Annotated in this window: 10 protein-coding genes and 1 other RNA gene; 7 read left to right on the forward strand and 4 right to left on the reverse strand. The window is 55.4% G+C overall.

Going from position 1 to position 12,797, the window contains the following annotated elements:
- The first annotated feature begins 58 nt into the window (after window positions 1-58).
- Entirely contained in the window at window positions 59-1,984 is a 1,926-nt protein-coding gene (locus HY028_11360) for a hypothetical protein (protein ID MBI3345430.1), read from the forward strand.
- Between the two features lie 329 nt (window positions 1,985-2,313).
- Here HY028_11360 and HY028_11365 read toward each other — a convergent pair whose 3' ends face one another.
- On the reverse strand, window positions 2,314-2,943 hold the full coding sequence (locus tag HY028_11365) for a YihA family ribosome biogenesis GTP-binding protein (protein MBI3345431.1): 630 nt from the start codon (window positions 2,941-2,943) through the stop codon (window positions 2,314-2,316).
- Between the two features lie 156 nt (window positions 2,944-3,099).
- Window positions 3,100-3,588, reverse strand: coding sequence for a cyclic nucleotide-binding domain-containing protein (locus HY028_11370; GenBank protein MBI3345432.1), 489 nt, complete (start codon window positions 3,586-3,588; stop codon window positions 3,100-3,102).
- Window positions 3,589-3,677: 89 nt separating this feature from the next.
- Between HY028_11370 and HY028_11375 the strand changes: the two genes are divergently transcribed.
- From HY028_11375 to HY028_11390, 4 genes are all read left to right on the forward strand, one after another.
- Window positions 3,678-5,309, forward strand: coding sequence for an acetolactate synthase large subunit (locus HY028_11375; GenBank protein ID MBI3345433.1), 1,632 nt, complete (start codon window positions 3,678-3,680; stop codon window positions 5,307-5,309).
- Window positions 5,310-5,365: 56 nt separating this feature from the next.
- Window positions 5,366-6,109, forward strand: coding sequence for an endonuclease/exonuclease/phosphatase family protein (locus HY028_11380; GenBank protein MBI3345434.1), 744 nt, complete (start codon window positions 5,366-5,368; stop codon window positions 6,107-6,109).
- 12 nt (window positions 6,110-6,121) lie between these two features.
- Window positions 6,122-8,059 carry a diguanylate cyclase gene (locus HY028_11385; protein ID MBI3345435.1) on the forward strand — a complete coding sequence of 646 codons (1,938 nt, stop codon included), beginning with the start codon at window positions 6,122-6,124 and terminating at the stop codon, window positions 8,057-8,059.
- Between the two features lie 82 nt (window positions 8,060-8,141).
- Window positions 8,142-9,704, forward strand: coding sequence for a hypothetical protein (locus HY028_11390; protein ID MBI3345436.1), 1,563 nt, complete (start codon window positions 8,142-8,144; stop codon window positions 9,702-9,704).
- Between the two features lie 172 nt (window positions 9,705-9,876).
- On the opposite strand, the gene HY028_11395 is transcribed toward HY028_11390, so the two are convergent.
- A complete protein-coding gene (locus HY028_11395; GenBank protein MBI3345437.1) occupies window positions 9,877-10,842 on the reverse strand; it encodes an IS5 family transposase in 966 nt (321 codons plus the stop codon).
- A gap of 148 nt (window positions 10,843-10,990) precedes the next feature.
- Here HY028_11395 and HY028_11400 point away from each other — a divergent pair.
- Both HY028_11400 and HY028_11405 read left to right on the forward strand, forming a co-directional pair.
- Window positions 10,991-11,064: non-coding RNA, sX9 sRNA (locus tag HY028_11400), on the forward strand.
- Window positions 11,065-11,124: 60 nt separating this feature from the next.
- Window positions 11,125-11,400, forward strand: a complete 276-nt coding sequence (locus tag HY028_11405; GenBank protein ID MBI3345438.1) for a GGDEF domain-containing protein — start codon at window positions 11,125-11,127, stop codon at window positions 11,398-11,400.
- On the opposite strand, the gene HY028_11410 is transcribed toward HY028_11405, so the two are convergent.
- The gene (locus tag HY028_11410; GenBank protein ID MBI3345439.1) at window positions 11,397-12,704 is read right to left on the reverse strand and encodes a hypothetical protein; all 1,308 of its coding nucleotides are present in this window, start codon (window positions 12,702-12,704) and stop codon (window positions 11,397-11,399) included. The two genes, HY028_11405 and HY028_11410, sit on opposite strands and share 4 nt — an antisense overlap.
- Window positions 12,705-12,797 lie beyond the last annotated feature (93 nt).

The following is a 12,797-nucleotide window of genomic DNA, read 5'->3' on the forward strand; positions in this document are numbered from 1 at the left end:
AACTATTTATGGATATGCTCTAAGCCAAATGCCATCACGCTGCTTATCAACTCTTCTGATGCTGACTCTCACTGCGTTGGCGCCATTATGCGCCTACGCCGCGCCGGGAGATCTTGATCCCTCCTTCGGCAATGGCGGCAAGGTCGTCACTAATTTTTTCGGCAGCTCGGACGAGGCCAATGCAGTGGCCCTGCAGCCCGACGGCAAGATTGTGGTGGTGGGGGAGAACGGCACGGACTTTCTGGTGGCGCGTTACAACGCCGACGGCAGCCTGGATTCCAGCTTCGGCACAGGCGGCCGGGTGACCACCGACTTTGGAGCAGAGGATGTGGCTCAGGCCGTTGCGATTCAGCCAGATGGGAAGATTATAGTAGTAGGCTACACTATTAACGGCAGCAGCGGTGATTTTGCCCTGGCGCGTTACAACCCTAACGGCAGTCTGGACAGCGGCTTTGGCGGAAGCGGCAAGCTCGTCACTGACTTCGGCGGATACGATCTCGCCTATGCCGTAGCCCTACAACCGGACGGCAAGCTCATCGCTGGCGGATTATCTACCACTCCCAGTAACCTGGGTGATTTCGCCTTGGTGCGTTATAACCCGAACGGTACATTGGATTTGAGCTTTGGTGTCGCGGGCCTGCAGAGAACCAGCTTTGGAGCGGTTGAAGTTATTGACGCCTTGGTGCTGCAACCTGACGGCAAGATTTTGGCTGCGGGGGCTACTGCTACCGTCAGCCTTAGTGACGCCAATTTTGCCCTGGTTCGCTATAACAGTAACGGCACGCTGGACAGCGGCTTCGGACTCGGCGGCGGCGTCACCACCGACTTCGGCGGTTTCGACGAAGCGGTTGACATCAAACTGCAAGCTGATGGCAAGATTGTCGCGGCGGGTTATTCTGGCGGTGCGGGAGGAACGTTGGGCAATTTCGCCCTGGCAAGATATACTTCCAGTGGCGGTCTGGATACCAGCTTCGGCACGGGCGGAAAGGTGACAACGGACTTTGGCTCCTTCGATGGAGCTGGTAGTCTTATCATTCAACCCGACGGGAAAATTATTGCGGCAGGCGCTACAGGAACCACCACCAACGCCGACTTCGCCTTGGTGCGTTATAACCTTGACGGGAGTTTGGATACCAGCTTCGGTACCGGTGGCAAGCGCACCACCGACTTTGGACGTATTGATGCCTCGAGAGATGCTGTCCTGCAACCCGACGGCAAGATGGTCTTGGTAGGCACCAGCTACAATAGCAGCGCCACTGACGGCGACTTCGTCCTAGCCCGTTACCTGGGCGACTCCGGCCTGCCCCAGCCCGGCTGGTGGTGGAATCCCGACCAGAGCGGCCGCGGCTTCTCTATTGAAGTGCGGGGCAACAACCTGTTCATGGCCGGTTACCTGTATGCCGATGACGGCCGCGCCACCTGGCTCGTCTCCGGCGGCCCCATGACCAACGTCAGCACCTACAGCGGCCCGCTGCTGGCCTTTGGCAACGGTCAGACCCTTACCGGCCAATATAAATCCAACACACCAACGGGCTCTGCAGGCACTATCACTCTCCAATTCAGCGATGCCAGCCACGGCACGCTAACCTGGCCGGGCGGGACCATGCCCATCGAGCGGTTCCCCTTTGGCTCAGGCTCGCCCAGCTTCCAGCCCGAGTCCGGCTGGTGGTGGAATGAGGCCGAAAGCGGGCGCGGCTTTGCCATCGAGGTGCAGGGCAATAACCTGTTTATGGCGGGTTATATGTACGATAGCAGCGGAAATCCGATCTGGTATGTCTCGCCAGGCGGCATGACCTCACCCACGCTCTACCAAGGCAGTTGGCTCCAGTTTGCCAACGGCCAGACCTTGACCGGGGCTTACAAAGCGCCTAGCCAGCCGCCCACTAATGTCGGTGCGGTAGCATTGCAATTCACCAGCACCACCACGGCCACCCTCACTTTGCCCGATGGAAGGCAAATTCCGCTGACGCGCTTCTTGTTTTAAGGAGGGCTGTGGCCTAAGTGATTGAAATAAAAGGATTCATAAATCGCGTAATGTCGGAGTGAACTTTTTTGAGGCAGTTTAGTCTTATCCTGTGAGCGCTTAGCGCTCCCCGTTTTCTCCCTAAACGGGTTAATTGTCCGGTGTCCCCCACCCGGACAATTGTTTGGCCCCGGTTCTTCCCCCCTTAGAACCGGGGCTTTTTTTGCTGCGTAGGGAAGAGCGGCAGCGAAGGGTTCTGCGAATGTCGCGGGCGGTCGCTCTCGGCATCCTGCCTCCCGCGACATTAGTACGTCCCTGTACGTCACAGGACGCGCAGGAGCGACGGCCCACTAGAGCTCCAGCCAGCTCGCCAGGCGCTGTTTCGCCTCGTCAATCCCCATTTTCTTTAAGACAGAGAACGCCTGTACTTCAAAAAGCGGTTGAGATTCAACGCCCTGTTTATCATAGCCGGGATAACGCTGGGTTAAGCCCGCGGTTACATGGCGTAAGGCGAGATGCATGGCGGACCTGCTCAATTTATCGGCCTTGCTGAGCAGGATGTAGACCGGCAGCCCCCCCTCGAAACAGGCGTCGAGCCGCTCCAGGTCCGCCGGGGTCATGGGATGGCGGATGTCCATGATGAGCACCAGGCCGCACAGCGATTGCCGGCTTGCCAAATACTGCTCCAGGGTATGCGTCCAGTGACGCCGGCTGCGCTCCGGGGCCTTTGCATAACCATAGCCGGGGAGGTCCACCAGGCGGCGCTGCGGCCCTAGTTCAAAAAAGTTGAGCTGCTGGGTGCGGCCGGGGGTCTTGCTGACACGCGCCAGCGACTGTATCCCGGTGAGGGCGTTGATGGCGCTCGATTTACCCGCATTGGAGCGACCCGCAAAGGCAATCTCCCTCCCGGTATCGGGAGGCGCCTGGGAGAGCGTGTGAGCGCCGGATATAAAGCGCGCGGCCGGGAAGTGTTGCGGCATGAGTGAGAGGTTAGAAGAAAGTGAGGCGTTAGGCGTTAGAAAAAAGTGAGGCGTGAGGAGTTAGGCGTAAAGACTGTAAGGCGTGAGGCGTGAGGCGTAAAAAAGCGTCACGCTGCGAAGCTGCGTGTCTCACCCCTCACCCCTCACGTCTCACTCTCATTTAGGTCCTGCGCCGTAGATATACTTCGCAAACGTCGCCAAATCCATGCTGACGCGGCGGATCAAATGATCCAGACTGATGATGGCGTGTTCTAACAGGTTCACGGCTATGAAGGGGTGCTCTACCCGTAGCCGTTGATATTTGACGCGGGGGAGCTTGAGCACCTGCGTGTCTTCACTCATCGCACGCATCCGCACCAGGCGCGGCTTGCGGTCGAAGAACGACATCTCGCCCATCAGCTCGCCTTCCTTCATCCGGCCGACCTCGATCTCTTCGCCACCCTCGTCATACATCAGCGCCGCCTCGCCTTTGACGACGAAATACAGCGCCTCGCCCACTTCACCGATATTCGCGATAATGTCTTTCTTGTGAAAGCTCACCAGCTCGGTATAATCGAGCAGGATGTTGACTTCCTTGAGGGTAAGGGACTCGCATAGATATTGCTGGTTGAGAAATTGGCTGAGGGCGATTTGTTCCGAGGTCATGGCTAGGCTCCTTAATTCTTATTAAATATAGCATAAAGACTCTGCGGCAAACGAACAACCCGTCCCGCGACACAACATAAAACCACACCATGAAAGCCGCCGAACTGTTTGTCAGATGTATAGAGAATGAAGGCGTGGAATACATCTTCGGCATCCCCGGCGAGGAGAATCTCGCGGTCATGGACGCCCTGCTGGATTCTCCTATCAAGTTTATCACTACCCGTCACGAGCAGGGCGCGGCCTTTATGGCCGACGTGTACGGGCGGCTGACGGGCAAGGCCGGCGTGTGCTTCTCCACCCTGGGACCGGGCGCCACCAACCTGGTCACCGGCGTGGCCGACGCCAATATGGATCGCGCGCCGCTGGTCGCCATCGCCGGGCAGGCCAGCACCACCCGGCTGCACAAGGAATCGCATCAGGTGTTGGATCTGGTGAATATGTTTCAGCCGATCACCAAATACGCCACCCAGATCCTGGAACCCGAGATCATCCCGGAGGTGGTGCGCAAGGCCTTCAAGCTCGCCCAGGCGGAAAAGTCGGGCGCCTGTTTTATTGAATTTCCAGAGAATATCGCCGCACTGGAAGTGGCCGAGGCGCCGCTGCGGCGTCAGGCGGCGACGACACCGGAACCTCCCGCCGGCCGGGTGTCTGAAGCCGCTGCGCTCATCTCCGCGGCGCGGAATCCGATCATCCTGGCCGGTAACGGGGTGGTGCGGGCGGGCGCCTCGCGTGAACTCGCCGACTTCGCCGGCCGGCTCAACATCGGCGTCGCCAACACCTTCATGGCCAAGGGGGTAATCCCGTTCAAGCATCCCATGGCGCTGGGTAGCGCCGGCCTGCAGGCGCGCGATTATGTAAGCTGCGGTTTTGAGGAGGCCGATGTCATCATCTGTGTGGGTTATGACCTGGTGGAATATCATCCCTACCTCTGGCACCCGACCCGCGACCGCAAGATCATCCACATTGACATGTCGCCCGCGGAGGTGGATGCGAGTTACATCGTCGAAGTCGGAGTGGTGGGGGACATCAAGCTGAGCCTCGACCGGATCGCGGCGCTTGCCACGCCCCATGTGGGCCACCAGCTTCGCAGCCTGCGCAGTGCGCTCAAGGAGGAGATGGCCCTGCACAGCAATGACAGCGATTTTCCCCTCAAGCCGCAAAAGATCATCTGGGATTTGCGCACCGCGCTGGGGCTGGAGGACATCGTGGTCTGTGACGTGGGCGCGCATAAAATGTGGATGGCGCGCATGTTCCGTTGCGAACATCCCAATACCTGCATCATCTCTAACGGTTTTGCGAGCATGGGCATCGCGGTGCCGGGCGCCATCGCGGCGAGTCTCGCGCGGCCCGGCCGCGCGGTAGTGGCGGTCACCGGTGATGCGGGATTTCTCATGAATTCACAGGAGATCGAAACCGCCATACGCATCAAGGCGCCGATCGTGGTCCTGGTCTGGACGGACAACGCCTACGGCCTCATCCAGTGGAAGCAAATGAATTGTTTCGGGCGCGAATCCCATGTACGCTTCGGTAATCCGGATTTCGTCAAATATGCCGAGGCCTTCGGCGCCAAGGGTTACCGCATTGAACAGGCGAGCGAGTTATTACCGACCTTGAAACGGGCGATTTCCGATAACACAGTGAGTATTATAGATTGTCCTGTAGACTACAAAGAAAATCTCAAACTCGCTGAGAAACTGGGTGAGATGATTTGTCCGCTATGAGCCAGACTGCTATGGCGCCGCAGACGCATAAAGGACTGCGGTCGCAACTGCGCCTGCTGAGTTACAACATTCAGGCGGGTATGGCGACCACGCGTCCGCATCACTATGTCACACAGAGCTGGAGGCATGTCCTGCCTCATGCGCAGAGTCTCGGCAATCTGGACAAGATCGCCCATCTCATCAGCGAGTTCGACATCGTCGCCCTGCAAGAAGTGGATGCCGGCAGTCTGCGCAGCGGGTTTGTGAATCAGGCCGAATATCTGGCCGGCCGGGGGCATTTCCCCTATTGGTATTGTCAAACCAACCGTGACCTGGGTCAGTTCGCGCAGCACAGCAATGTCCTGCTGAGCCGCTTCCGCCCCAGCGCGGTGGCCGAACACAAGTTGCCGGGCTTCATTCCGGGGCGCGGCGTCATGATGGCCCGCTACGGCGGCCCGGGTGAAGAATTGATTGTGTTTCATGTGCACCTCGCCCTCGGCAAACGGGCCCGCCTGTTGCAGCTTGAGTACATCGGCGGATTGGTCAATGAGCACGAGCACGTGGTGTTGATGGGTGATCTGAATTGCCAGCTGCACAGCCGCGAGATGGAAATCCTTTTCAAGCGTACACACCTGCGCGAACCGGAATACCGGGTCAAGACCTTTCCCAGTTGGCGGCCGCAACGCAATCTCGATCACATCCTGGTGACGCCCTCTCTGGAAGTCAGCAACCCACGTGTATTGCATTCCAGCCTATCCGATCACCTGCCGATCTCTATTGAGGTGAGCCTTCCGGAAGGGATAAATCTGGGTGCGTACTAGGAGGGGATAGTGGTGGCCGAAGAGATTGAAAGCATTGCCCGCTGGAAGCAGAAATATTACGACAGCCTGGAGCAGGTCGAGCGTAAGGAAAAACAATGGTCTGAAGTTGAAGGGCTGCTGCGGCGCTGCATCACCCGCCTCACGATGGTGGCGAGCGGCGACCCCGATCTCAATCAGCAAATAGAAACCTTGCGTAACGCGATTCGCGACGGCCGTGACAGTCTGGGGCTAAAGAACCTTATCGAACGGCTCGGCGATGCGGTATTGCGGCAGGACCGGCGCGACGGCGCCGGCAAAAGGTCCGGCCCCGAGCCCGGCGAGGTCTTGCTTGAACTGCTCGACGCGCTCAGTTTCCCGCGGGGCATGGGGAGGAAGGTCAAGGCGCTGCGTATGCGCCTGGGCGACAAGGGTGCAAAAAACGACAAGACGTTGCCCAGGGATTTTGCCGAACTGGTGCGCGAGGCCCTTACACTGGCGGCCTCGGAAGGTGCAGAAGAAATCTCCGAAGGCCGCAAGACAGAACAGCGCACTGACACACCCAAGGCAGGGCTGTTCGGCAGATTGTTCGGCAAGAGCGATGACGTCCCACCCCTCACCCCTCACGCCTCACCCCTCGCCGCGTCTAGCGCCTCACCCCTCGAGCCGCCCGTTGCGACACCCGCCGCGCCGCCGGTCAAGTCAGCACCTGCGCCCGATGGCTTTGATCTGATATCAAGGTTGCTGAGCAATCTAACCTTACCGGAGCCCTCACAGCCGCGCCTGGCGATATTAAAGCAGCAGGCCACGGCGGACCTCGCCGTGTCGGAGTGGGAGCGCCTTACCGACGATATCGCCGCCCTTATCAGCGCATCGTATCGTCTGCAAAAGCAAGAAGAGCAACCTGTCGAGCAACCCACCCCGCTCGCTCTGCATGAGGTGTTGGTGCAATTACTCGAACGGTTGGAAATCACCAGTCAGGACGAGCGCATCGAATCATTAAAGACGCGCCTGGAGCAGCAAGTCAGCGACGAGGAATTGCCTGAAATACTGGAGACTATCGCCAATCTGGTGGTGGATGAACGCGCCAAAGTTCAGCGCGAAAAACAGGAGATCGAGGGTTTCCTCCAACAGCTCACCCAGAGATTGCAAGATCTGGATTCACAATTGCAAGGCAGTGAACGTGTGCGTGTCGAGGCCTTGCACGGTGGGCGTAAACTGGGTGAGGTGATCCAGGCGCAGGTGCAAGGCATGGCCAGCAATGTGCAGGAGGCCGCCGACCTCGGCCAGCTAAAACTCATGATCGGAGAACGTATAGAGGCTATCCACCAGCATCTGAATGAATACCGCCGCGCCGAGGAGCAACGCGCCGAACAGGCCGAATATCACGTTCAGACCCTGACCGAAAAATTGCAGCACATGGAGCATGAAACCAGCGTGCTACGCTCCCACCTGCAGAAAGAGCATACGCTGGCATTGCTGGATAGTCTGACAGGAATACACAATCGTCTGGCCTACCGGGAACGGCTGGAGCAGGAATACGCACGCTGGAAGCGCTACCAAACCCCGCTCACGCTGATAGTCTGGGATGTAGACCGCTTCAAGAAAATCAATGATACGTATGGCCACAAGTCCGGCGACAAGGCCCTCGTCACCATCGCGCAATTATTCAAGGAGCAGATTCGTGAAGCCGATTTTTTCGCGCGTTACGGCGGTGAGGAATTCGTTGTCCTGTTGCCGGCTACGCCGCTCGATACCGCAGCGCTGGTCGCCGAGAAGCTGCGCGCCGCCGTTGAAAATTGTCACTTCCACTTCCGTGACCAGGATGTCCCCATCACCATCTCCGGCGGCCTTGCCCAATGTGCCGCTGACGACACCCCGGAAACCCTGTTCGAACGCGCCGACGCCGCGATGTATCGGGCCAAGCGCAACGGCGGAAATCAATGTCTCGAAGAAGAAAAGAAGATTGCTTAGATAAGCAACTTATCTACTGTGTCGGGGTATTTTTAAGGGTTTTTTTATTCGATATGTTTACTATTAATGGAGGATAAGGCATATGTATCACGCACATAAGTTGTCAGGTTTAACGAAACGGTTATGCTTGGTGGGTGTTTTGTTTGCTTTCCCTTCTTTAGGATTTACCGAAGGGAAGTGTTACTACGATACGGTTCGTTACAACCAATTATCCATTGACCGGTTCATTACTAACCAGGTTCCCGCATCCACTGACATGGCTTTGAATAGAATACTTAACTCAAATACTCAGTTACAACCCGCGGATGGACTGTCCTACCTAGGGATAAAGCATATGGGGGATCCAGGTAGCTACGCCCTAGCGCATCAAGCTGATGTAAGTAGTTTTCCAAACTTAAACATATATACGGGTGTCAATACCCTATATCAAAAAGGTTACAGCTCCAGCTCACTTTTCCCGCCTAACGCTTTCCAGTTTGGATACGAAGAGCAATCTGGTGGGAACTTTAATGCTGTAGGGATACTGATTAATACAAAACAATTTCCTCATACACAACCTATCCAGGGGGGTGGCCCACACGCTATTCATCAAATTATATATAGTAACAATACATACCCTTGGGCGGCAAACAATAACCCCTTGCTAGATGACCACTTTTCTGAGTTAGTATTTCAGGTTTATCTAAGAAACAAACTATTAACTACAGAAGGAACAGCAAGTGCTGGAATTGGATGGGGAGCATATTTTCAAGATGAATTTGGCAATGTCTTCCCGTATGTTATTCAGATAGCTGACTCGCGCGCTTTGGGAAATGGTAATGGATCAGAAACAACGGCTCACGATACCGGCACTCCTTTTGTTTCAGTGCCACTACTCTCAAATACGTGCTACGCTACTAGGAGTCCATTTTCAGCCTCAATGAAAAATGTAACGCCCTTTGGGAGGCAATTTTTCCGTGTTCATATTCCTCGACAAAGTTTTCTTGATGCGGTTACCGCGCTTCGTGCCAGGAACAATATAAATTTCTCAACTGATATAAAAAAATATAGGTTAACGAGTATCAATGTAGGTACCGAAGTAAACGTGGTGGGAAATAGCAACAACGTAACTACCGGAATAGCAATTGACAATCTTTCTGTATTTATAGGAAAATCCCCTGTTACTGCAACATGGGCACCGGTGATGCTTGTCAACGGTAGTTTTGAGGCACACCGTTTCGCCCCTGGGTTTAATGCATTTGTCTACACGCCAAGCCCCACTGGATGGACTTTTTCAGGTGCTTCTGGGGTCCAAAGAGACGGCAGCGCGTGGGGGGCTACAAAAGCGCCTGATGGGGACAATACAGCTTTTCTTCCAAGCGGAACTGGTGTGGGTATATCTCAGAACGTACACTTTGCGGCACCCGGAGGGTATAGACTCTCTTTCAAGGCCGCGAGGCGCGCGGGACAAATTCAGCCCATTAGTTTAAGACTTGATGGGATTGAAAAGCTTTTCTTCACACCACCAGGTATCAGTTTTTCATCTCACTCTATTGATTTTAATGTCGCGACAGCCGGGTCTCGTCAAATAAGCTTTATAGCTACAGACCAGTCTGGGGATAAAACTACGTTTATTGATAATGTTAGTATCGCTAAAATTTATTAGGTATTATAGAGACCTCTGAACAACCCCCGTATTTTTGATAGTCGCTGTTGTACAGCGGTAAAAATAGATGTCGCGGGTGATGTTATTTATGTTTTTGGTTCGGTTTGACCTGTTTTTCCTTTGTTTTACCGGCTTTATCGTCCTTCGCGGACGGATGGCGGGCGCACCTGTCCTACACTGGACACACCATCGACGCCGCACGCTTGAGATTATATGCCACACACAGCAGGCTCGGGTGCTGGGCATTCTTCTTCAGGCCACGATAACGCACCATCAGCTTGCCGAACGGCTTTTTAATCCACGCAAAGGGATGCTCGACCCGCGCGCGGAGTTTTGACTTGACGCGGTTGGCCTGTTTTTGTTCTTCGCTCAACGCCGCCTGACCCCGCACGCGCTTCTCCACGATACCGTTCTTGATGCCGCGTCCGGCGAGGACTTCATCCACCGCCCGGCTCTTGTACGCGCTGTCCGCATGCACCGCCACCGTCTCGTGGGCGATGAGCGGTTCAAGCTTCCGGCTGTCGTGGACGTTGGCGGCCGTCGTCTCTTTGTGCGTGATCAATCCGCTGTGATCTACCGCCACGTGCATTTTATAGCCGTGGGAGGTCTTGCCATTCTTTTTGGTGAAGCCGGCTTCGGGATCGCGCGTGCTGCTCTCGTCTTCTTTCTTGCGGCCCTTGGGCGCCTCCAGGATCGTGGCATCCACCAGGGCGCCTTGTTTTACCAATACACCCAGTCTATCCAGATGACGGTTGACCACGGCGAACAGGGGGTCCCACGCACCGGCGTCCACCAGGCTCTTGCGGTACAAGCACACCGTGGTCTCGTCCGGGATCGCTTCATCAAACCCCAAGCCCACAAAGCGCCGGAACGACAGGCGGTCGCGGAGCTGTTCTTCCATTTGTGGGTCGGATAAGCCATACCACTGTTGCAACAGCATGCAGCGCACCAGTACTTTATGCGGATACCCTGGGGCACCGCCTTTCTGGCGGGGCGCGTCCCGAAACGACACGATCGCGACGATCTCGTCCCACGGAATCAGCGTCTCGACCCGATCCAGAAACTCCGTGGTGCGGCGTCCCGCCTGGCTCATCACCACACTGTCAAACAAGCTGTTCTGGATCGCGTCGCGTCGCATCGGAGACCTCTGATTCATTGGGTTTCTACTGCTTGAAGTATAGTGTACAGTAGTCAAAAAAGGGGGGGTTTTTCAGAGGTCCCTATACATAGCGTCATAAATCTACTGCGCGGCTTTGATGCGGGTGCGTGCGGTGCTCGGAATCCTCATGTACTCTTATGTACACTCCGGTTCCTGCGCTCCGCCGCCCCCGCCTGAAATCCGCTCGCTACGATTTCTGTCGCTATGTATAGATACTAAGCATGGACTCAATGAAGGCGCAGCGATCAATGGACCAATTTCCTGGTTCGTTACGGCGGTGAGGAGTTCGTTGTCCTGTTATCGGCTACGCCGCTCGATACCGCAGCGCTGGTTGCCGAGAAGCTGCGCGCCGCCGTTGAAAATTGCCACTTCCACTTCCGTGACCAGGATGTCCCCATCACCATCTCCGGCGGCCTTGCCCAATGTGCCGCTGACGACACCCCGGAAACCCTGTTCGAACGCGCCGACGCCGCGATGTATCGGGCCAAGAAGCAGGGTGGGAATAAGTGCTTGGCAGAGGAACTGGTTAATAGTTAAGCATTTCGATGGAGTGACTTATCGAGAGATTTTTCACTTTGTCGTGCAGTCCACGCAAGGAGCAGGCTCAGGAGTGCTGCTGGAAATAGCCATCCGCAATAGCGCAGTTCGGCACTGGGAGCGATGATGGCCAGTGGGGCTACGTAAAACAGCGCGCTGGTCGCTGTAGCGATGGATACCCCCGCGAGTGGATGGCTTGTGAAGCGCCTGGAGATCAGGATTGCACCTAGGCATATCAATATGTAAGGCAGTGGGGAAAATATCCATGATTTGCGCAACCTCATAATTCTCTTTTCGACCTGCTTCGTTAGCAAGCTATCGTTCGCTATGACGGGTGGGTTGTCCTTAAACGAAACGATGTGGAACGCATACACCAATCCACCGCCTTGCTCAAAATTATGGCGCCCGAATAAGCCTAGTGCGAGCATGGCTCGATGTTCCAGATATGCGCTTGGATGGGCTAGGATGCTGTTGGCCCAGACTGAGGCAAGTGCGATTTGTTCATCTCTGGAATAGGGTTTCCCGCCAATGCCGTCCCTGACCCAGTGGTGGGGCAGGGTGTAAAGAGGGGTGTTGGAGTAGGGCGTGTAGGCCTTGGTTTCTTTGAGTTCTTGAGCAGTTAGGCCGGGTTGATGCGTGAATTCGGGTAGCAGCAGTTTATCGACCCTGACGGAGATTCCCGCCAAATCCCATAAAGCGATTACCGGCCAGACTGATCGGGCCTCCTTGACCAAGACGCGATCAAGCATTTGTCCTAATGCGACGACAGAGAGCGCAAATACCAAAGTGGCTAGCACGGCATGAGATCGGTCTGCTGCTTGGAAAGTTGATCTCCATGCCAGCCAGAATAGCGGCAGTACGGCCAGTAGTGCATTATGCCGTATCGAACCCGCTACAACCAATAGAATGACCATAATCAAAAAATATCGGCGCTTTCGGCTTATGACGATCAGGCCAAGCAGGGCGGAGGCAAGAGTCAGCGCCGCAAGCAGGGTTGTATCAGTCCAGACATGGCCCAACAACATGAAGGTGGGAGGCCAGATACCGGCTAAGATGACTAAGAATATCTTCTTAAATCCCGACGCTTTCAGGACGTAAGAGAAGATGAGCAATCCAGTCCAGTAGATCGTTATATTCAAAAGAAACATCCCATACGATGATTTAAAAATGCTTTCTGACAACGAAAACAAAAGTATATAGAATGTGGGGTTAACACCGTCAAAGTAGTTTGTTCTTGCCATCCAATATTGATAAGCTGAGTCAAGAGACAGATAACCGGGGAAAAAGGAAAACCCGGTAATCACGGCGCCTAAGGCAGCGATTGCGAAGGGTGAGCCACTAGCTGCTCGGAGTGCTTGTTTAATCGAATTGAACATTTGGTTTTGGGACGAGTTTCG

The sequence above is a fragment of the Gammaproteobacteria bacterium genome (genome assembly GCA_016195665.1).
Taxonomy (GTDB): domain Bacteria; phylum Pseudomonadota; class Gammaproteobacteria; order SURF-13; family SURF-13; genus JACPZD01.

Bases quoted from the DNA above. Each gene is read 5' to 3' on its own strand.
- HY028_11375 (MBI3345433.1), top strand. From the start codon at position 3,678: ATGAAAGCCGCCGAACTGTTTGTCAGATGTATAGAGAATGAAGGCGTG.
- HY028_11370 (MBI3345432.1), bottom strand. From the start codon at position 3,588: ATGACCTCGGAACAAATCGCCCTCAGCCAATTTCTCAACCAGCAATAT.
- HY028_11365 (MBI3345431.1), bottom strand. From the start codon at position 2,943: ATGCCGCAACACTTCCCGGCCGCGCGCTTTATATCCGGCGCTCACACG.
- HY028_11395 (MBI3345437.1), bottom strand. From the start codon at position 10,842: ATGCGACGCGACGCGATCCAGAACAGCTTGTTTGACAGTGTGGTGATG.
- HY028_11360 (MBI3345430.1), top strand. From the start codon at position 59: ATGCTGACTCTCACTGCGTTGGCGCCATTATGCGCCTACGCCGCGCCG.
- HY028_11390 (MBI3345436.1), top strand. From the start codon at position 8,142: ATGTATCACGCACATAAGTTGTCAGGTTTAACGAAACGGTTATGCTTG.